Annotated in this window: 18 protein-coding genes and 1 tRNA gene; 5 read left to right on the top strand and 14 right to left on the bottom strand. The window is 72.0% G+C overall.

Annotated elements, in window-relative coordinates:
* Positions 1–188: 188 nt before the first annotated feature.
* Both menD and ACUYTF_RS03410 read right to left on the bottom strand, forming a co-directional pair.
* Positions 189–2,009, bottom strand: coding sequence for a 2-succinyl-5-enolpyruvyl-6-hydroxy-3-cyclohexene-1-carboxylic-acid synthase (menD, locus tag ACUYTF_RS03405; protein WP_434143110.1), 1,821 nt, complete (start codon positions 2,007–2,009; stop codon positions 189–191).
* Positions 2,006–2,398, bottom strand: coding sequence for a PLDc N-terminal domain-containing protein (locus ACUYTF_RS03410; RefSeq protein WP_434143109.1), 393 nt, complete (start codon positions 2,396–2,398; stop codon positions 2,006–2,008). The genes menD and ACUYTF_RS03410 overlap by 4 nt, the downstream gene beginning before the upstream one ends.
* A 121-nt stretch (positions 2,399–2,519) precedes the next feature.
* On the opposite strand from ACUYTF_RS03410, the gene ACUYTF_RS03415 reads away from it, so the two are divergent.
* Entirely contained in the window at positions 2,520–2,849 is a 330-nt protein-coding gene (locus ACUYTF_RS03415; RefSeq protein ID WP_434143108.1) for a DUF4229 domain-containing protein, read from the top strand.
* Here ACUYTF_RS03415 and ACUYTF_RS03420 read toward each other — a convergent pair.
* From ACUYTF_RS03420 to ACUYTF_RS03430, 3 genes are read right to left on the bottom strand one after another with little or no spacing between them, the layout of a single operon-like run.
* Positions 2,846–3,799, bottom strand: coding sequence for a 1,4-dihydroxy-2-naphthoate polyprenyltransferase (locus ACUYTF_RS03420; protein WP_434143107.1), 954 nt, complete (start codon positions 3,797–3,799; stop codon positions 2,846–2,848). The genes ACUYTF_RS03415 and ACUYTF_RS03420 overlap by 4 nt on opposite strands.
* A complete protein-coding gene (locus ACUYTF_RS03425; protein ID WP_434143106.1) occupies positions 3,796–4,986 on the bottom strand; it encodes an AMP-binding protein in 1,191 nt (396 codons plus the stop codon). Before ACUYTF_RS03425 ends, ACUYTF_RS03420 begins: the two co-directional genes overlap by 4 nt.
* Positions 4,983–5,804 carry an IclR family transcriptional regulator domain-containing protein gene (locus tag ACUYTF_RS03430; RefSeq protein ID WP_434143105.1) on the bottom strand — a complete coding sequence of 274 codons (822 nt, stop codon included), beginning with the start codon at positions 5,802–5,804 and terminating at the stop codon, positions 4,983–4,985. The genes ACUYTF_RS03425 and ACUYTF_RS03430 overlap by 4 nt, the downstream gene beginning before the upstream one ends.
* An 87-nt stretch (positions 5,805–5,891) precedes the next feature.
* On the opposite strand from ACUYTF_RS03430, the gene ACUYTF_RS03435 reads away from it, so the two are divergent.
* On the top strand, positions 5,892–8,090 hold the full coding sequence (locus ACUYTF_RS03435; protein WP_434143104.1) for a malate synthase G: 2,199 nt from the start codon (positions 5,892–5,894) through the stop codon (positions 8,088–8,090).
* 137 nt (positions 8,091–8,227) lie between these two features.
* On the opposite strand, the gene ACUYTF_RS03440 is transcribed toward ACUYTF_RS03435, so the two are convergent.
* Together ACUYTF_RS03440 and ACUYTF_RS03445 are read right to left on the bottom strand one after the other, a co-directional pair.
* Entirely contained in the window at positions 8,228–9,169 is a 942-nt protein-coding gene (locus ACUYTF_RS03440; protein ID WP_434143103.1) for a 1,4-dihydroxy-2-naphthoyl-CoA synthase, read from the bottom strand.
* Between the two features lie 10 nt (positions 9,170–9,179).
* On the bottom strand, positions 9,180–9,932 hold the full coding sequence (locus tag ACUYTF_RS03445) for a VIT1/CCC1 transporter family protein (protein WP_434143102.1): 753 nt from the start codon (positions 9,930–9,932) through the stop codon (positions 9,180–9,182).
* A 45-nt stretch (positions 9,933–9,977) separates the two neighbouring features.
* On the opposite strand from ACUYTF_RS03445, the gene ACUYTF_RS03450 reads away from it, so the two are divergent.
* Complete coding sequence (locus tag ACUYTF_RS03450; RefSeq protein WP_434143101.1) at positions 9,978–10,988, top strand: o-succinylbenzoate synthase; 1,011 nt, start codon at positions 9,978–9,980, stop codon at positions 10,986–10,988.
* Between the two features lie 164 nt (positions 10,989–11,152).
* Here ACUYTF_RS03450 and ACUYTF_RS03455 read toward each other — a convergent pair whose 3' ends face one another.
* Together ACUYTF_RS03455 and ACUYTF_RS03460 are read right to left on the bottom strand one after the other, a co-directional pair.
* On the bottom strand, positions 11,153–12,361 hold the full coding sequence (locus ACUYTF_RS03455) for a cobalamin-independent methionine synthase II family protein (protein WP_434143100.1): 1,209 nt from the start codon (positions 12,359–12,361) through the stop codon (positions 11,153–11,155).
* Positions 12,362–12,429: 68 nt separating this feature from the next.
* Positions 12,430–12,987 (bottom strand): adenine phosphoribosyltransferase, encoded by a 558-nt coding sequence (locus tag ACUYTF_RS03460; protein WP_434143210.1) that lies wholly within the window; start codon positions 12,985–12,987, stop codon positions 12,430–12,432.
* A 157-nt stretch (positions 12,988–13,144) separates the two neighbouring features.
* Here ACUYTF_RS03460 and ACUYTF_RS03465 point away from each other — a divergent pair.
* Positions 13,145–13,218, top strand: a tRNA-Arg gene (locus ACUYTF_RS03465).
* Positions 13,219–13,313: 95 nt separating this feature from the next.
* On the opposite strand, the gene ACUYTF_RS03470 is transcribed toward ACUYTF_RS03465, so the two are convergent.
* From ACUYTF_RS03470 to ACUYTF_RS03480, 3 genes are all read right to left on the bottom strand, one after another.
* On the bottom strand, positions 13,314–14,954 hold the full coding sequence (locus ACUYTF_RS03470; RefSeq protein ID WP_434143099.1) for an amidohydrolase family protein: 1,641 nt from the start codon (positions 14,952–14,954) through the stop codon (positions 13,314–13,316).
* A 102-nt stretch (positions 14,955–15,056) separates the two neighbouring features.
* Positions 15,057–16,706 (bottom strand): SulP family inorganic anion transporter, encoded by a 1,650-nt coding sequence (locus tag ACUYTF_RS03475; protein ID WP_434143209.1) that lies wholly within the window; start codon positions 16,704–16,706, stop codon positions 15,057–15,059.
* Positions 16,707–16,714: 8 nt separating this feature from the next.
* Positions 16,715–17,101 (bottom strand): metalloregulator ArsR/SmtB family transcription factor, encoded by a 387-nt coding sequence (locus ACUYTF_RS03480; protein ID WP_434143208.1) that lies wholly within the window; start codon positions 17,099–17,101, stop codon positions 16,715–16,717.
* A 71-nt stretch (positions 17,102–17,172) separates the two neighbouring features.
* Here ACUYTF_RS03480 and ACUYTF_RS03485 point away from each other — a divergent pair, with 71 nt between their 5' ends.
* The gene (locus ACUYTF_RS03485; RefSeq protein ID WP_434143098.1) at positions 17,173–17,544 is read left to right on the top strand and encodes a zinc ribbon domain-containing protein YjdM; all 372 of its coding nucleotides are present in this window, start codon (positions 17,173–17,175) and stop codon (positions 17,542–17,544) included.
* 58 nt (positions 17,545–17,602) lie between these two features.
* Here ACUYTF_RS03485 and ACUYTF_RS03490 read toward each other — a convergent pair whose 3' ends face one another.
* Together ACUYTF_RS03490 and ACUYTF_RS03495 are read right to left on the bottom strand one after the other, a co-directional pair.
* Complete coding sequence (locus tag ACUYTF_RS03490; protein ID WP_434143097.1) at positions 17,603–17,998, bottom strand: pyridoxamine 5'-phosphate oxidase family protein; 396 nt, start codon at positions 17,996–17,998, stop codon at positions 17,603–17,605.
* Positions 17,999–18,008: 10 nt separating this feature from the next.
* A complete protein-coding gene (locus tag ACUYTF_RS03495) occupies positions 18,009–18,824 on the bottom strand; it encodes an FCD domain-containing protein (RefSeq protein WP_434143096.1) in 816 nt (271 codons plus the stop codon).
* Positions 18,825–18,849 lie beyond the last annotated feature (25 nt).

Below are 18,849 nucleotides of genomic sequence, written 5' to 3' on the forward strand. Positions count from 1 at the left end.
CCTTTCGCGGTGCGGTGACCGCTTCGACGTAGTGCCTTGCGCACCCGGTAATCAGGCTAGGAAAGCCGAGAACACAGAACAACACTTGAGAGTCAGTTTGCTCACCTGAGCAGAATGCCTGGAGGGGGCGACGCAGCTGAGCGCATCGGGCCTCGAATAGCGGTGAAACGGCTTCTCGGCCAGTGGCACTACGCCAGGGGCACCTCGACGAGCATCGGGCCCGTTGCGGGCTCGGTGAGCATGCGCTCGAGCTCATTCCGGGTGGCGACTCTGCGGTACTCCCAGCCGTAGGCCGCGGCGAGCGACTCGAGCGTCACGCCGTGCGGTGTCGTCATCACCCGGACGAAGTCGTCGGCTGGAGCCGAGCCGGCGACCTCGAGCCCGTCGAAGATGGTGCCGCCGCCGTCGTTGCCGACGAAGAGCTGAATGCGCGGGCGCTCCTCGGCCTCGGGCAGGAGCAGCGACCCGGCGTCGTGCAGCAGGGCGAGGTCGCCGATGAGCACGCGCGTCGTGCCGGCGGCGCGGGCGGGGTCGTCGGCGCCCTGGCTCGCCGCGGCGATGCCGAGCGCGGTCGCGACGGTGCCGTCGATGCCCGAGAGCCCGCGGTTCGCGTGCACCTCGACGCGGCGCGACGGCGCGAGCGAGTCGAGCACGCGCACGAGGCGCGAGGCGGCGACGACGAGCCGGTCGTGCGGCCACGTCGCGCGCCACACCGATTCCGTGAGCAGTTCGCGGGTCACCGGTTCGCGCATAGCGGCGAGTTCGGTGCGCGCGTACTCGTTGCGCGCCTTGTACTCGGTGGCGACCGCCGCATCGAAGTCGGGCTCGTGCACGGTGCTGCGCTCGCGCTGCAGGGCGCGGTCGGCGACGACCCAGGCGCCGAGCCAGCGCCGCATGCGCCGCGCGTCGTGCCCGGGTGCCACCACGGCCGCCGGCACCACGCGCACGTCGGGCGACGGCAGGTAGTGGTCGACGCCCGCGTGCGGGTCGACGACGACGACCTCGACGTCGTCGCGCTTCGCCAGCGCGGGCACCTGGCGGGTGAGCGTCGGGTGGCCGAACACGATCGCGCGCTCGATGAGCCCGCCGATCTCGGGGTCGTCGATGAGCGTCTGGTAGGCGGTGATGGCCTCGCGGCCGAAGCGCGACCCGCTCACGGCCTCGGCGAGCAGCGGCAGGCCGGCCGCCTGCGCGAACGCCTCGGCCTCGGTTCCCGCGCCGTCGCCCGCGATCACGACCGCGAGCGCGTCGCCGTCGTGCACGTACGCGCCCGGAGCCGGGGCGGCGGCGTCCGGGCCGGCCCCGGTGGTCGCTTCCGGATCCGCAGCGGCACCGGCGGCCCGCAGCTCATCCGCTTCGAGCGCGGCGGCCTCGAAGCCGCCCGCGATCATCGCGTCGAAACCGGCGACGCCCGAGAGCGGATCGCGGAAGGCGAGGTTCAGCTGCACCGGGCCCGCGGGCAGCCCGCCCGGGCGGCCGAGAGATGCGGCGAGCGCAGCGGCGGCGAGGCGCCCGGGGTCGTTCGTCACGCCGCGGGCGAGCGCGGCCGAGCGCACGATGTCACCGTTCTCGGCGTATTCGGGCGCGGGCACGTCGAGGGCGAGGCGCAGGCCGCCGCCGAGGAGGCCGAGCTGCCGCGTGGTCTGGTTGCTGCGGATGCCCCGCAGCTCGTCAGGCCGGTCGGCGGTGAGCACGAGCATCGGCACGCGGGCCTCGTGCGCTTCGAGCACGGCGGGGGCGAGGTTCGCGACCGCCGTACCGCTGGTCACGACCACCGGGGCAGGCAGGCCCGTCTCGCGGGCGATGCCGAGCGCGAAGAAGCCGGCCGAGCGCTCGTCGACGCGCACGTGCAGCCGGATGGCATCGGCGCGCTCCGCCGCCGCCGCGGCCAGGGCGAGCGCCTGCGAGCGCGACCCGGGGCAGACGACGATGTCGCGCACGCCCCGGCGGATCAGCTCGCCGAGCAGCTCGACCGCGAAGACGGTCGCCGCGGCCGGTCGGGCCGTCACGGCTTCGGCGGTTCGGTGTCGTCGGGCTTCGGGGCGTCGGGGCCGAGTTCGCCGCTCCCGCCGTCCTCGCCCGGGTACACCTCGTCGTCGAGCGCCTTCAGCTGCTCCTCGAGCACGCGCATGTGCGCGTCGAGGTCGTCGCGCGACATGCGGGCGCCCGAGAACCGCGGGTCGTCATCGGCGGGCACCGGCTCGGGCTCGGGCATCGATCCCTTGCCGATCATGAACCAGAGCACCCCGCCGATCACCGGCAGCAGCACGACCAGCACCACCCAAACAGGCTTGCTGACGCCGCGCGCCCGAGCCCCCTCGGTCATAGCCGCATCGACCAACGCATACAGCGTGAATGCGACGGCTACGACGATTCCGATGATCACAACCCGCACCATACCCCCATGCTAGCCCGCAGCGCTGACACATTGCTGGAGTACAGGATGCCGCGCGAGCCTCGGCTCCGGCCGCGCCCGCGCACCCGGATTCGACCCAGCCCGCACGGCTACACTCGGGGGAATGAGCAAGACCCGTAACGCCTGGACCGTCTACATCGTGCTGCGCCTGCTGTTCTTCGCAGTGCCGTTCGGTCTGATGTACGTCATCGGCGTGCGCGTCTGGCTCGCCGCCGTCTTCGCGGCGCTCATCGGCGTCGCGCTATCGGTGCTGCTGCTGTCGAAGCAGCGCTCCGTCGCGTCCGAGAGCATCTACGAGTGGCGCACCCGCGACCACGGCCGGGCCGACGCCCTGGTCGAGGACGACGCGGTCGATGCGGCGGAGACTCCCGAGACCGAGACTCCGGCGGCAGATCCCGGCCAGGGATCGCCGAGCGCCGGCCCCGCGAACTAGAACGCGAAGGCGCAGCCGAGCAGCACGCCGTAGGCGAGTGCCGCGAGGCTCGTGAGCTGCAGCACGAGGATGAGCTCGCGCGCGGTCTTCGCCGTGATGACGATGAGGATGCACGGCGCGACGGCGAGCAGCACGAACCAGACGAGCAGCATGCCCGGGTACACGAGGCCGAAGAACGCGGGCACCCCGAACGGCAGCACGACGCACGCGATGTAGAGCGCTCGCGACGCGCGGTCGCCCATGCGCACGGCGAGCGTCTTCTTGCCCGCGAGCCGGTCGGTGGGGATGTCGCGCAGGTTGTTCACGACGAGCACCGCGACGGCGAACAGGCCGACGCCCGCGCCCGCCCACCACATCTCCTGCGTCTGCACGTCGGTCTGGAGGTACACGGTGCCGACGGTCGCGACGATGCCGAAGAAGATGAACACCATCACCTCGCCGAGCCCCGCATAGCCGTAGGGGCGTTTGCCGCCCGTGTAGAACCAGGCCGCGACGATCGCGACCGCGCCGAGCGCGAGGAACCACCAGCGCCCGCTGAGCACGACCGCGACGAGGCCGGCGACGGCCGCGAGGCCGAAGAATACGAGCGCCGTCGCGAGCACTCTCTTCGGGTTCACGAGCCCCGACCCGGTGAGGCGGGCGGGGCCGACGCGGAACTCGTCGGTGCCGCGCACCCCGTCGGAGTAGTCGTTCGAGTAGTTGACGCCGATCTGCAGCAGCACGGCGACGGCGAGCGCGAGCAGCGTCAGCGTCCACGAGAAGCCGTGCACCATGTGCGCGATGCCGGCGCCCGCGGCGACCGGGGCGACGGCGAGCGGGAGAGTGCGCAGGCGCGCGCCGCCGACCCAGCTGCGCCAGGTGATGCGCGGGGCCGCGCCGACCGAGGCCTGCCGTTCGGCGGCGGCGCGGCGGGCCGGGTTGCCCGAGCGGCGCAGATCCTTCGCGTTCATTCGTGTGCTCCTTCGTGCGCGCGCACGGACTCCGCGAGCGCGCGCAGATCGACCTTGCCGCCCGCGAGGCGCGGCAGCTGTTCCATTTCGACTACCCGGTCGGGCACGGCGGCGGCGCCGAGGCGCTCGCGCAGCGCGGCGCGGGCGGCCTCCACGGCCGGCACGGCGGCGGGAGGCGTCGCTGCCTCGACGACGAGCACGACGCGCTCGCCCCACTCCGGGTGCGGAGCGCCGACGGCGACGACGGACTCGATACCGGCCGCTTCGCGCACGACGCGCTCGACCTCGTCGAGCGAGACGTTGACGCCTCCCGACACGATCACGCGGTCGAGCCGGCCCGTCACCGTGAGCATGCCGCCCAGCAGCTCGCCGGCGTCGCCCGTGCGGTACCAGCGGGTGAGGGTTCCGTCGCGGTTCTCGTGCAGCACGAAGCGGTCGGCGGTGAGCGCGGCGTCGCCGACGTAGCCGAGGGCGAGCGACGGGCCGGCGAGCTGCACCTCGCCCTCGCGGATGCGCACGCGGGTATCGCCGATCTCGACGCCGTCGTAGACGCAGCCGCCCGCGGTCTCGCTCATGCCGTAGCTGCGCTTCAGCGCGACGCCGAGATCGTGGCAGCGGCGCCGCAGCTGGAGCGAGACGGCCTGGCCGCCGACGAGCACCGCGTCGAACGCGCGCAGCGCATCGGCCGCGTCGGAGTCGCGCTCGGCGAGGTCGAGCAGCCGCGACAGCTGCACCGGCACGAGCGAGACGTAGCGGCGCTCGGCCTCCATCTTCTCGGCCGCCCGCAGCAGGCCGGCGGGGTCGAACGGCCCGTCGTAGAACACGGGGTCGATGCCCGAGAGCGCGCTGCGCACGAGCATCTGCAGCCCCGAGATGAGATGCGCGGGCAGGGCGACGAGCCACTGGCCGGGGCCGCCGAGGCGCTCGTGGGTGGCCTCGGCGCTCGCCCGCAGCGCACCTGCGGAGAGCGCGACGGCCTTCGGCACGCCGGTCGACCCGGAGGTGCGCAGCACGAGCGCGGTGCCGGTCGGAAGCGGGGCCGCCTGCAGCGCCGCGATCACCGTCTCATCGGCATCGCCCGACACGGGCAGCACGGGGGCGCCGCCGTTCAGCGCGTCGCCGAGGGCTGCGATCAGCCAGGCGCGGTCAGCGGTCGGGATGGCACGGAGGCCGCCTGTCGGAGTCACCCGTCCAGGGTACTCGGTCGGCCCGGGTGCCGAATCTCCGGCGCCACCCGCAGCCCGTCGGCGGCGCGCAGCAGCTCGTCGACCGCGGTCGCGACGATCTCATCGGTCATGCGGGTCGCGGGCCCCGAGATCGAGACGGCGGCGGGCGGCTCGGCTCCAGGGATCGTCACGGCGATGCACCTGACGCCGACCTCCTGCTCCCCGTCGTCGATCGCGAAGCCGCGCCGACGGGTCTCGCGCAGGTCGGCGAGCAGGGCGTCCGCCGACGTGAGCGTGGTCGGCGTGAATCGCGGCAGCCCGGTGCGGACGACGAGCGATCGCACGCGGGCATCGGGCAGCGTCGCGAGCATCGCCTTGCCGACGCCGCTCGCGTGCGGCAGCACCCGGCGGCCGACCTCGGTGAACATGCGCATGCGGTGCCGCGACGGCACCTGCGCGATGTAGGTGACGAGGTCGCCGTCGAGGATGGCGAGGTTCGCCGTCTCCTGCGCCGCGGCTTCGAGGCCGACGAGCTTCGCGCGGGCGTGCTCGGCGAGCACGGGCGTCGCGGCCTCGCCGAGGCCGATGAGGCCCGGCCCGAGGGCGTAGCGGCGGCTGTCGAGCTGCCGGGCGTAGCCGAGCTCGAGCAGGGTGCGCAGCAGCCGGTGCGCGGTCGGCTGGGCGAGGCCCGCCTCGGCGGCGATGTCGGCGAGCGGCAGCGGGGTCTCCGCGCGGGCGAGCAGCTCGAGCAGGCCGAAGGCGCGGGCGACCGACTGCACCCGGCCGGGCGGCTGGGGCGATTCGGCGAGTGGAGGTTCCGAGGCGATCCCTGACGTCATGAATTTCACAATACGGAATTATGATTTCGAAGTACAGAATCGCTTCTATCGTGGAACCAGATCGCTCGACCAGCATTGGAGCCCGACATGACCGACTACGCCGCCCGCGCAGACCTCTCCGTGGCCCTGCCGATCGTCGACTTCGCCGAGGAGTCGCTCGCACGGCACGGCCTCGACGCCCACGCGTTCTGGCAGGGCGTCAGCGGCCTCGTGCACGAGCTCGCGCCGAAGAACGCGCAGTTGCTCGCCCGGCGCGACGCGCTGCAGGCGAGCCTCGACGCGTATCACCGCGAGCACCCGGGCCGCCCCGACCCCGAGGCCTATCGCGCGTTCCTCACCGAGATCGGCTACCTCGCCCCCGAGCCCGAGGACATCGCCGTCGGCACCGAGAACGTCGCCCCGGAGGTCGCGTCGCTCGCCGGCCCGCAGCTGGTGGTGCCCATTCTCAATGCCCGCTTCGCGCTCAACGCCGCGAACGCGCGCTGGGGCTCCCTCTACGACGCGCTCTACGGCACCGACGCGATCTCGCAGCAGGGCGACCTCGCCCCCGGCGCCGGTTACAACGCCGAGCGCGGCGCGGCCGTGATCGCGCGCGGCCGCGAGCTGCTCGACACCGCGGCACCGCTGGGCCACGGATCGCACGCCGACGTCACCGGCTACATCGTTCGGGGCGGCGCGCTCGTCGCGACCCTCGGAAGCGGCGCCGAGACCGGTCTCGCCGACGCCGCGGGCTTCGCCGGCTACACGGGCTCCCCCGAGACCCCGGACAGCGTGCTGCTCGTGCACCACGGCATTCATCTCGTCATCGTCATCGACCGCGCCGGCGCCATCGGCCGCACCGACGCGGCCGGCGTGCAGGACATCGTGCTCGAGTCCGCGCTCAGCACCATCATGGACCTCGAGGATTCGATCGCCGCCGTCGACGCCGAGGACAAGGCGCTCGGCTACCGCAACTGGCGAGGTCTCATGGACGGTACCCTCACCGAGGAGGTCTCGAAGGGCGGCGAGACGTTCACCCGCGAACTGAACGCAGACCGCGTGTTCACCGCGCCCGACGGCGGCGAGATCGTGCTGCCCGGCCGCTCCGTACTGTTCGTGCGCAACGTCGGCCACCTCATGACGGGCGACTCGATCCTCGACCGCACCGACGCCGAGACGCCCGACGGCATCGTCGACGCGATCATGACGGCCCTCGGGTCGCTGGACGACATCCGCGGCGCGCAGGCCAACTCGCGCACGCCCTCGATGTACATCGTGAAGCCCAAGATGCACGGGCCCGACGAGGTCGCGTTCACCGTCGAGCTGTTCGGCCGCGTCGAAGCGCTGCTCGGACTGCCCGGCGGCACCCTCAAGGTCGGCATCATGGACGAGGAGCGGCGCACGTCGGCGAACCTCGCGGCCTGCATCGCCGCCGCGGCGGATCGCGTCGTGTTCATCAACACCGGCTTCCTCGACCGCACCGGCGACGAGATCCACACCTCGATGCACGCGGGCCCCTTCCTGCCGAAGGGCGCCATCCGTACGCAGCCGTGGCTCTCCGCCTACGAGGCGCGCAACGTCGAGATCGGCGTCGCCTGCGGCCTCGACGGCCGCGCCCAGATCGGCAAGGGCATGTGGGCGATGCCCGACCTCATGGCCGACATGCTCGAGCAGAAGATCGGTCACGTGCGCTCGGGCGCCTCGACCGCGTGGGTGCCGTCGCCGACCGCGGCGACGCTGCACGCCATCCACTACCACCGGGCCGACGCCTTCGCTGCGCGCGCCGCGCTGCCCTCCCTCGAACCGGGGTCGGCCGCAGCGCAGCAGAGCCTCGACGAGCTGCTCAGCATCCCGCTCGCCGGCCCGGGCGACCTCTCCCCCGAGGTCGTGCGGACCGAGCTCGAGAACAACTGCCAGTCGATCCTCGGCTACGTGGTGCGCTGGATCGACCAGGGCGTCGGCTGCTCGAAGGTGCCCGACATCCACGACGTCGCCCTCATGGAGGACCGCGCGACGCTGCGCATCTCGTCGCAACTGCTCGCCAACTGGCTGCTGCACGGCGTCATCACGGAAGCGCAGGTCGACGAGGCGCTGCGCGCCTACTCGGCCGTGGTCGACCGGCAGAACGCGGGCGACCCGCTCTACGAGGCGCTGCTCGGCGCCGACGGCGAGACCCCCGGCCTCGCCTTCACCGCGGCACGCAGGCTCATCGTCGAGGGGGCGTCGCAGCCCTCCGGCTACACCGAGCCCATTCTGCACGAGCTGCGCCGCGAGAAGAAGGCGCAGCAGGCCGCCGCAGCCGCGTAGCGCGGCGGCGCACCGCTGCGCGCCCTGCCGTACGCGCAGAGCGGGATGGGTTTGGTGCACTATTCAGACCAGATAGTGCACCAAACCCATCCCGCTCCCCGCACGGGGCACGACGGGGCACCGTGGGCCGCTCAGGCTCAGTAGTAGTACGGGAACGGGCTCCAGTCGGGGTCGCGCTTCTCGAGGAACGAGTCGCGCCCCTCGACCGCTTCGTCGGTGCCGTATGCGAGGCGCGTCGTCTCGCCGGCGAACAGCTGCTGGCCGACGATGCCGTCGTCGACCGCGTTCATCGCGTACTTGAGCATGCGGATCGCGGTCGGCGACTTGCCGAGGATCGTGCGCGCCCATGCGATGCCGGTCTGCTCGAGGTCCTCGTGCGCGACGACCTCGTTCACGGCGCCGATCTCGCGCGCCCGCTCGGCGTCGTAGGTATCGGCGAGGAAGAAGATCTCGCGCGCGAACTTCTGGCCGACCTGGCGCGCGAAGTAGGCGCTGCCGTAGCCGGCGTCGAACGAGCCCACATCGGCATCGGTCTGCTTGAACTTCGCGTGCTCGCGCGAGGCGATGGTGAGGTCGCAGACCACGTTCAGCGAGTGCCCGCCGCCCGCCGCCCAGCCGGGCACGAGCGCGATGACGACCTTCGGCATGAAACGGATGAGCCGCTGCACCTCGAGGATGTGCAGGCGGCCGGCCCGGGCCTGCGCGGCAGCGCCCACGGTCGTCTCGGAGTCGGAGTACTGGTACCCGTCGCGGCCGCGGATGCGCTGGTCTCCGCCCGAGCAGAACGCCCAGCCGCCGTCGCGCGGGGAGGGACCGTTGCCGGTGAGCAGCACGACGCCGACCTCGCCGTTGACGCGCACCCGTTCGAGGGCGTCGGAGAGTTCGTCGACCGTGTGCGGGCGGAAGGCGTTGCGCACCTCGGGGCGGTCGAAGGCGATGCGAGCGATGCGGCCGTCGAGGCTCAGGTGCGCGGTGATGTCGGTATAGCCCTCGGCGCCGGGGGCGATCCGCCATTCGGCCGGGTCGAAGATGTCGGAGACCTTGCGCGGCGGTACGGCCGGCTGTGCATCGTGCGTCATGCCTTCAAGCCTACGAGACGGCGACCCCGAAGAGCAGGCCGATGAGGTACGTCGCCGCCATCGTGGCCGACCCCATCGCGACGTTGCGCACGATCGCCCTGAATCGCGGCGCCCGGCCGAGGGTGGCGCTGATCCACCCGGTGAGCAGCAGCCCGATGACGACGGCGAGCGCCGCGACCCAGACCCGGTTGCCGTCGAACGGCAGCAGGATCATGATGAGCGGGATGAGCGCGCCGACCGTGAAGGCGACGAACGACGACACGGCCGCGGCCCACGGGCTCGTGAGCTCGTCGGGGTCGATGCCGAGCTCGATCTCGGCATGGGCGGCGAGCGCGTCGTGCGCGGTGAGCTCGGCGGCGACCCGGTCGGCGAGCTCGGGCGACAGCCCTCGGTCGCGGTAGAAGCCGGCGAGCTCGGCGAGCTCCTCCTCGGGCTGCTCGCGCAGCTCACGCTTCTCCTGCTCGATCATGGCGCGTTCGGTGTCGCGCTGCGTGCTGACCGAGACGTACTCGCCGCCCGCCATCGAGAATGCACCCGCGACGAGCGCCGCGAGGCCCGCGGTCGCGATGGCGACGACGTTGCCCGGAGTGGCGGCGGCGACGCCGATGACGACGCCCGCGGTCGAGACGATGCCGTCGTTCGCCCCCAGCACGCCGGCTCGCAGCCAGTTGAGCTTCTGGCCGATGCGCGCGTCGTGGGGTTCGTGCGGCTGCGCGGTGCCGGTATCGGTGTCGGCGCCGGTGGCGGTCGGTTCTGCTTCCATGCTGCAATCCTCTCCTACCGGAGGCCGACGTGCCATGATCGTGGCATGCCCGCCCCGCTCCCCGACCGTCTTCCCGCGCCTTCCCTCGACGAGGTGCTCGCGTCGCTGCAGATCGTCGCGATTCCGACGCGCACCCGGTTCCGCGGCATCTCGGTGCGAGAGGCCGCGATCCTCGCAGGGCCCGAGGGCGCGAGCGAGTTCTCGGCGTTCCCCGAGTACGGCGACACCGAGGCGTCGGCATGGCTCGCGGCGGCGCTCGACTTCGGCTGGCGCGCGCAGCCCCGGGCGCTGCGCGATCGCATCGAGGTGAACGCGACGGTTCCCGCGGTCGCGGCGGGCGCGGTACCCGAGATACTCGCGCGCTTCCCCGGCTGCCGCACCGCGAAGGTGAAGGTCGCCGAACGCGGCCAGTCGCTCGCCGACGACGTCGCCCGCGTGCGTGCGGTGCGCGCGGCGATGGGCCCCGACGCGAAGGTGCGCGTCGACGCGAACGGCGGCTGGGCCGTCGACGAGGCGGAGGCCGCGCTGCACGCCCTGGCGGAGTTCGACCTCGACTACGCGGAACAGCCGTGCGCCTCGGTCGCGGAGCTGGTGGAGCTGCGCGGGCGCCTCGCGGGCAGCGTGCGCATCGCGGCCGACGAGAGCGTGCGCAAGGCGAGCGATCCCCTCGCGGTCGCGCGCGCCGGCGCGGCCGACCTGCTCGTCATCAAGGCGCAGCCGCTCGGCGGCATCCGCCGCGCTCTCGGCATCGTCGAGCAGGCGGGGCTGCCGGTCGTCGTCTCGAGCGCGCTCGACACCTCCGTGGGCATCGCGATGGGCGCGCGTCTCGCCGCGGCGCTCCCGGACGGCTTGCTCGCCGGGGCCTGCGGGCTCGGCACGGTCGCGCTGCTCGAGGGCGACGTCGCCCGGAAGCCGTTGGTGCCCATGGGCGGGGGGATCCCTGTCGAGCGGCCCGAGCCCGATGCCGCACGGATCGAGCAGTACCGCGCCGCCCCCGATCGCGAGACCTGGTGGCGGGAGCGCGTAATGCGGTGCCACGCGCTGGTGCAGTCGTAGACGCAGCAGGCCCGGGGAGCGACCGGCATCGCGACGTTGCGCTCTCGCCCCGTGATGGAATATCACGGAGCTCCATCGCAAAAGCGACACCGGTCGCTCCCCGGGCCCGCTGCTTCCGGTCGCGAGGTGCATGGCACCCCGTCGACGCGGAGGGGCGGAAAGAGCTAGACGCGCTGGGCGGCGCGGCGGGCGCCCTCGCCGAGCGCCTCGAGCTTCGCCCACGCGATCTGCGGGTGCACACGGCCGCCGAGGCCGCAGTCGGTCGCGGCGATGACGCGCTCGGGGCCGACGATCTTCGCGAAGCGCTCGATGCGCTGCGAGACGAGGTCGGGGTGCTCGACGAGGTTCGTCGAGTGGCCGATGACGCCGGGAACGAGGATCAGATCGTCGGGGATGATGCTCTTATTCTCCTCCCACACAGTCCACTCGTGCTCGTGGCGCGCGTTCGCGGCCTCGAACGAGATCTGGCCGACGTTCGCGCCGAGCACGGTCTTCAGGATGTGCTTCAGCTCGACGTCGGTGGTGTGCGGGCCGTGCCACGAGCCCCAGCACAGGTGCAGGCGCACCTGCTCCTTCGGCAGGCCCTTGATCGCCTCGTTGATCGCATCGATGCGGATCTGAGTGAACGCGAGATAGTCCTCGACGCTCGGCTCGGGGTTGATCTGATCCCAGTTCTCGGCGAGCGACGGGTCATCGAGCTGCAGGATGAGCCCGGCGTCGGTCACGGCCCGGTACTCCTCGCGGAGGGCCGCGACCCATGCGTCGATGTGCTCCTGCTCGCTCGCGTAGAAGTCGTTCTCGATGCGGGCGGCCGAACCCGGGGCGATCGCGGTGAGGAAGCCCTGCTCGCCGCTCTGCAGCGCGGCCGAGAGATTGCGGGTGTCTGCGGCGATGGCCTCCTGGCCGGTGTACGCGATCGGACCGGTGGTGGTCGGGAACGCGGTCGCGTTCTTGCCGACGCTGATGCCGCTCTCGGGATCCTGGTACGCCTCGGCGAAGAGGGTCCAGTCGCGGCGGTCGGGGAAGGAGGTGAGGCGCACGTCGCCGGGGGCCGAGCGCACGGGCTCCTGGGTGAAGATGTTGCGCTCGGTGACGGAGAGGCCCGAGTTGCGCTGGAACGAGTAGGTCCACCAGGCTCCGTAGTCGACCGCGTTCGACATCGCCTTGCCGAACTCGCCGTCGCCGGGCTGCGTGATGCCTGCCTCGCGCTGGCGCTCCACGACGTCGCGCACGGCCTCTGCGACGAGCGCGTCGAACTCGGGCGTCGACTGCAGCGTGAAGCCGTCGTCGGCGAACGTGCGGGCCTGATTGGCGTCGATGAGCGCCTGCGTGCGCGGCAGGCTTCCGGCTGTGGTCGTCTCGATAGTCGTCATGAGTGCGAAACTACCCGCGGGCGATCACGCGCGGCCAATCCCGTGACGCTAAATGACAGCGCGCCCGCTCAGCTCGTGAACACGGTGTGCAGACGCGGATCGCGCAGCGCCTCGCGGCCGCCGAGCCCGTCGATCTCGAACAGCACCGCCGTGCCGGCGTGCTCGTAGCCGAGTGCCGTCAGCAGACGCTTCGAGGCCGCGAGCGTGCCGCCGGTCGCGAGCACGTCGTCGATGAGCAGCACGCGGCTGCCGCGGGGAAAGTCGGCGTGCGCTTCGATCTCGGCGGTGCCGTACTCGAGGTCGTAGCCGATCTGCGCCGCCGGCAGCGGGAGCTTGCCCGCCTTGCGGATCGGCATGAGGCCGACGCCCGCCGCATAGGCGGCGGCGCTGGCGAGCAGGAACCCGCGGGCCTCGAGCCCGGCGATGACGTCGTACTCGCCCGCGAAGGGCGCGACCAGGGCGTCGACCGTGGCCTCGAGCGCCGGATGGTCGGCGAGCAGCGGGGTGATGTCGCGGAACAGCACGCCCTCGATGGGGTAGTCGGGGATCTCGCGGATCAGCGATTCGGCTCGCGCGAGCTCCGGGGACAGGCCGGTGCTCGACGCAGTTTCGGGGTGCTCGTTCATCGTTTCAGACACGCGTTCCAGGGTACCCGCATGCGTTCCGCGCCCCGCGCGCCCGCCCCGCTTGCTCCTCCCGGCGGCGACGCGCGCGGGCATTCCGGCGCGATTTTTGTTTTCCAGGCGCCTCATGTATAGTTTTTCGAGTTGAGAGATCAACATTGCGCCCCTAGCTCAGCTGGATAGAGCATCTGACTACGGATCAGAAGGTCAGGGGTTCGAATCCCTTGGGGCGCACGATCACACCCCCGTCGCGAGAGCGGCGGGGGTTTTTCGTCCCCCGACCCGGTGGCCCTGACCGGCGGTTACGGCGCCCCGGCGCACCCGCCCGCTCACCCCTCGAGCACCCCGTCCACCGCGGTCGCGAGCACGCGCGCATTCGCGAGCGCCTCGGGCTCGGCCGTGCGCGGGTCGATGTCGAGCACCGCGAAATCGGCGCGCAGGCCCGGCGCGAGGGCCCCGATCTCGTGCTCGCTGCGCAGCTGCCAGGCCGCGTGCGAAGTGTGCGCCCGCAGTGCGTCGAGACGCGAGGCCCCCGCGCCTCCGAGCTGCCGCCCGGTGCGGGAGACGCGCGTCTCGGCGACGGCCATGTTGCGCAGCGGCTCGCACGGGGTGACGGTGCCGTCGTTGTGGAAGGTCGCGCGATGGCCCGCCGCGAAGGCGGCACCGGCGTCGGCCCACCCCTCGCCGCGCTCGCCGAAGAGGTCGTCGATGATCACGTCGCCCCAATAGGTGATGTGGTCGACGAACAGGCTCACGGTCGCCCCGAGGTCTGCCGCCCGCCTGAACTGCTCGGGCGTCATGAGACCGCAGTGCTCGATCCTGAAGCGGTGGTCGGTGAGGCCGAAGCGCCGAATGAGCGCTTCATAGGCGTCGAGGGTGCTGTCGATGGCGACATCGCCGTGCGAGTGGCAGGCGAACTGCCAGCCCTCGCCCGCGTACTGCGAGCCGATGTCGATGAGCTGATCGGTCGTGTAGTTCGCGTGACCGATGTGCCCCGGCGCGAAGCCCAGCGCACGGGTCGCGGCAGTGTCGAGGTACGGGAACGATGTCGCGATGTTGCCGACCCAGGGCGAGCCGTCCGACCAGATCTTGATGCCGACCTGCCGGTACCGCGCGTCGCCGTTCTCGCGCGGCACCGAGGCGCTCGCCCCGGGGCGCGACATCTCGTAGCCGCGCAGGCGCACGGGCAGCGTCCCGGCCGCGGTCATCCCGGTCGCGAGACGGTGCAGGTCGTGCGTCCAGGTGAGGTCGGCGATGGTCGTGATGCCCCGTTCACGGCGCAGCTCCGCGAGGTGGGCGGCGAGGCGCTCGGGCATCTCCGCTTCGGCCGCGGCGAGCGCCGGCGCGACGATCATCGACACCGCGCCGGCTTCGAGCGCCAGCCCGGTGAGCTCGCCCGAGGCGTCGTGCGCGAACGAGGCGCCGGCGGGGTCGGGGGTGCCCCGGTCGACGCCGGCCTCTCGCGCAGCGGCCGAGTTGAAGTACGCGGAGTGGAGCGAATTGTGCACGATCACGAGCGGCAGGTCGCCCGCGAGCGCGTCGAGTTCGTCGATGCTCGGCGGCACGAGGCCGAGCTGCAGCAGCGGATCCCACCCGTTCGCGACGACCCGTGCCGTGCGGGGCCGCGCTGTGATCGCCGACCGGATGGCGCCCCACACCTCGTCTGCGCCGCCGAGCGTCACCGGGCGGATATCGATGACGCCGTCGCCCATGAGAGCCGCCGACTCCGACGGATGCCCATGGGGTTCGATGAGGCCGGGGATCGCCCAGCCCTCGCCGAGGTCGACCTTCTCGGCACCGGCGGGCGCCGAGATCTCTGCGCGCGAGCCGATCGCGACGATACGGCCGCCTTCGATGAGCATCGCCTCGCATGCCGATGCGGGGTCGGCGCCGCGCTCCGGCGCGGGCACGCAGTCGAGGTCGGTGCGGATGAACCTGCCGGTGACGTACTGGACGGATGCATCGCTCACGGTGACACCCCTTCGACGATTCGTGAGGCCCCGATGCGCTCACGGTTCCCCACCCTATCCTGCGTCACGGGCCCGTTCCCGCGGCGGATCGCTGCTCAGCGTTCATCCGCGACGTCTCGAGGACCGCACGATGTGGCTGCGCGCGTGCTCGGCCGCTGGGTCCAGCTCTTCGAAGAGATGCTTCTGGTGCCGCAGCGACGAGAGCACGCCGACTCGTTCGGCCATGCCCCTGTGGTCGGGGCGGATCCCTGCGATGAGCACTGTGTCCCCTCGCCGCTCGAGTGCGCCGATGAGCTCGGTGATGACCTGCGCCCCGGTCGCATCGAGCAGCTGCAGTTCGGACATGCGCAGGATGACGACCTCCACTTCGCGCAGATTCGAGACGCGTTCGAGCGTGCGTTCGGCCGCGCCGAAGAAGAGCGCGCCCTCGAGCCTGAACACGGCGATGCGCTCGTCGCCCGGCACGGCGGGGCCCGGGAGGTCCTCGCGATGCACGCCGCTCGTGCGGGCCAGCTGCCGCAGGGCGAAGAACCCCGCGACGAGCAGCCCGACCAGCACGGCGTAGATCAGATCGACGCTGACCGTCACGATGGCGGTGAGCGTGAAGACGATCGCGTCGGATCTCGATGCGCGCACGATCGTGCGCACGGTGCGGGGCGCGATCATGCGGCAGGCGGTGACCATCAGCACCCCTGCGAGCGCCGCGAGCGGAATCCGGGAGACGACGGCCGAGCCGATCAGCACGACCAGCAGGAGGAGCAGGCCGTGGGCGATCGCGGCGATGCGCGTGCGGGCGCCAGCGCGTACGCTCACCGCGGTGCGGGCGATGGCGCCGGTTGCGGGCATGCCTCCGAAGAGCCCCGCGGCGACGGAGGCGAGCCCCTGACCGACGAGTTCGCGGTCGGCGTCGACGGGGCCGGTGTCGGCGATGGTCTCGGCGACCCGAGCCGACAGCAGCGATTCGATCGCGGCCAGCGCTGCCACGGCGCATGCCGGGCCGAGGAGCGAGGTCGCCGTGACCGGGTCGAGCAGCGGCAACGCCGGCGCCGGGAGCCCCGCGGGGAGTTCGCCGATGGTGTCGACGGGCAGCCCGCAGAGCACGGAGACGAGCGTGGCGACGACGATGGCGACGAGCGAGCCCGGGAAACGAGGACGGATGCGCAGCGCCACCAGCATGATGATCACGACGATGGCGACGAGCAGCAGCGACCAACCGGTCTTCGGCTCGGCCGAAGCCTGCACCGAGCGCAGGGCCGCGACCGCGGCGTTCGTGCTGTCGCCGGGTTCGGTGCCTGTCGCCAGCGGAACCTGCTGCAGGAAGATGATGATCGCGATGCCGAGTGTGAACCCCTCGATGACAGGCCAGGGGATGTACGAGACCGTGCGTCCGAGCCGCAGCATCCCGGCCGCGAGCACGATGAGCCCCGCCATGAGGCATACGAGCGCGAGCGCACCCGCACCGTGCGAGGCGATGATGGGCGCCAGCACGACCACCATGGCACCGGTCGGGCCCGAGACCTGCACATGGGAGCCGCCGAAGATCGCAGCCACGATGCCGGCGATGATCGCGGTGACGATTCCGCTCTCGGCCCCTGCGCCCGAACTGACACCGAAGGCGAGCGCGAGCGGCAGCGCGACGATGCCGACCGTCACACCGGCGAGCAGATCAGGTCTCCACGAGCTGCGCGCCTCCCGGTAGTCGGCCCGCGACGGGAGCAGTGATCTGAACGAGCTGCGCACGCGGCCCGCCATCGCCTCGCTCACCCCTCGTCTGCGGCGGCCGCAGCGCTCATGGGGATCGCCGGCAGCTCCGCGCGCCGGACGAGCCGCTGCTCGACCGTTTCGAGCACTTCGCCGAGCAGAGCGCGAGCGACGCGGAGCAGCTCCGCGACCTGCGGATGGGCGAGGCGGTAGTAGACCAGGCTGCCGCGGCGCTCCGACTCCACGAGGCCGTTGCGGCGCAGCACGGCGAGGTGCTGCGAAACGTGCGATGATTCCAGGTCGATCTCGGCGAGCATCTCCGACACGGAAGCCTCGTCCGTCGCCGAGAGCACCTCGAGGATCCGGATGCGGATCGGATGCGCGAGCCCTTTGAACAGCCCAGCCTTGATCTCGTAGAGCGGGCGATTCGGGTCGCTCAGCACGATTCTCACACTCCCTCGACGGTCCGAGCCCGGACGGCATGATGATTTCATCATATCGCAATATACTGACGAACATGTCTCACTCGATCCCCCTCTGCCCCGCATGCTCCAGCGAACACGCCTACGAACTGGGAGCACTGCTCGTCTGCCCGATGTGCGGCCACGAGTGGTCGGCCGCCGACAGAGCCGACCCCGACGCCGATTCGGGGGCGGGCGGCGAAGCCGCCCCGATCGTCAAGGATGCCGTGGGCAACATCCTCGCCGATGGAGATACCGTCGTCGTGACGACCACGATCAAGGTCAAAGGGTCGCCCCAGGGCATCAAGGCGGGCACCAAAGTGCGCTCCATCCGGCTGATCGCCCCCGTGAACGGGCACGATATCGACTGCAAGATCACGGGGTTCGGCCCCATGCTGCTCAAGTCGGCGCTGGTGAAGAAAGCCTGAGCCCGGCCCGGAACTCGCCGAACCGCGCGGAGCCCTCGGGCTCGGCCACCGACCGCGCTCAGTGACCGAGCACGCGATCGATCGACATGACGAGGATGACGCGGTCGGCCGCGTCGGCGGGCGCCGCCGGGTCGGTCTGGCCGTAGCGGCGCGCGAGCCGCTGGTAGAAGCCTCCGGTCGGGTCGCCGATCGACTCGACGAGCTCGCCGCGCACCTCGACGTAGCGGGTCGGCGACTCGGGGTCGAAGACGACGAAGCTCATCGACGGGTTCAGCCGCAGGGCCTTGAACTTCTCACGGGAGCTGGTGTGGGTGAAGCGGAGCGTGCCGTCGACGACCTCGAACCACATGGGGCTCGCCTGGGCGCCTCCCTTGCGACCGACGACGGCGAGGGTGCCGTAGAGGGGGCGTTCGAGGAGGTCGGCGAGGTCGGTGGGAATCTGCGCTGCGTTCACGCGGCAGATTTTACCAGCTCTGCGCGCCTCCGACCCCGGCGGCCGCATCTCGCAGTCGGGCTGAGGCGGTGCCCATGTGCAGCGCCATAGCCGACGCCGCCTGGTCTTCGTCGCCGGCCTCGATCGCGGTGAGCACGGCGCGATGCTCGGCGACCGCCGCCGTCATAGCGTCGATCCCCTGCACGGCGCGGTCGTCGTAGACGTGCAGCAGCGAACGCACCACGTGCAGCAGGTCGGCGAGGGCGGTGTTCGCCGCGGCGGCCGAGAGCGCGAGGTGGAAGTCGTTGTCGGCCCGCACGAACGCCTGCGGCTTCCCGTCGGCGCCCTCCATGCGGGCGAGGCTGTCGCGCAGCGCGGCGAGCGCGTCCTCCGGGCCTCCCGCGCCAGGGCTTTCCGCACCGACAGCACCGGCGCCCCTGCGAACGGCGCCCACGCGCCCCGCCGCGAGGCGCGCCACGTAGATCTCGAGCCCCGACCGCAGCTCGAGCAGGTCGGAGGTGCTGCGCTCCCCGATCAGCAGACCCCAGCGCAGCGTCTGCGGCAGCAGTTCGCTCGCGGTGCCGCGCAGGTAGGTGCCCGACCCGGGGCGCACGTCGACGATGCCGATGATCTCGAGGGCCGCGAGCGCCTCGCGCACCGCCGACCGCCCGACCTCGAGGGTCGCGGCGAGCTGCCGTTCGGGAGGCAGGCGGGTGCCCGGCAGGATGTCGCCGCCGGTGAAGAGGTCGAGCAGGCGTCGAGCGACCTCGGAGACCGGGCTGCCGCCGGGGATCGGCGCGAGACCCGCGACGAGGTCGGCGCTTCGGTCACTCGGGAATTGCGGCATGCGACCAACCTAGCGCGCGGGCGGC

Source organism: Leucobacter sp. GX0328 (genome assembly GCF_053567315.1).

Coding starts and splice junctions, on each gene's coding strand:
- ACUYTF_RS03460 (WP_434143210.1), bottom strand. CDS start 12,987: ATGAACGAGCACCCCGAAACTGCGTCGAGCACCGGCCTGTCCCCGGAG.
- ACUYTF_RS03420 (WP_434143107.1), bottom strand. CDS start 3,799: ATGAACGCGAAGGATCTGCGCCGCTCGGGCAACCCGGCCCGCCGCGCC.
- ACUYTF_RS03445 (WP_434143102.1), bottom strand. CDS start 9,932: ATGGAAGCAGAACCGACCGCCACCGGCGCCGACACCGATACCGGCACC.
- ACUYTF_RS03495 (WP_434143096.1), bottom strand. CDS start 18,824: ATGCCGCAATTCCCGAGTGACCGAAGCGCCGACCTCGTCGCGGGTCTC.
- ACUYTF_RS03430 (WP_434143105.1), bottom strand. CDS start 5,804: ATGACGTCAGGGATCGCCTCGGAACCTCCACTCGCCGAATCGCCCCAG.
- ACUYTF_RS03410 (WP_434143109.1), bottom strand. CDS start 2,398: ATGGTGCGGGTTGTGATCATCGGAATCGTCGTAGCCGTCGCATTCACG.
- ACUYTF_RS03435 (WP_434143104.1), top strand. CDS start 5,892: ATGACCGACTACGCCGCCCGCGCAGACCTCTCCGTGGCCCTGCCGATC.
- ACUYTF_RS03455 (WP_434143100.1), bottom strand. CDS start 12,361: ATGACGACTATCGAGACGACCACAGCCGGAAGCCTGCCGCGCACGCAG.
- ACUYTF_RS03415 (WP_434143108.1), top strand. CDS start 2,520: ATGAGCAAGACCCGTAACGCCTGGACCGTCTACATCGTGCTGCGCCTG.
- ACUYTF_RS03485 (WP_434143098.1), top strand. CDS start 17,173: ATGTCTCACTCGATCCCCCTCTGCCCCGCATGCTCCAGCGAACACGCC.
- ACUYTF_RS03440 (WP_434143103.1), bottom strand. CDS start 9,169: ATGACGCACGATGCACAGCCGGCCGTACCGCCGCGCAAGGTCTCCGAC.
- ACUYTF_RS03475 (WP_434143209.1), bottom strand. CDS start 16,706: ATGGCGGGCCGCGTGCGCAGCTCGTTCAGATCACTGCTCCCGTCGCGG.
- ACUYTF_RS03450 (WP_434143101.1), top strand. CDS start 9,978: ATGCCCGCCCCGCTCCCCGACCGTCTTCCCGCGCCTTCCCTCGACGAG.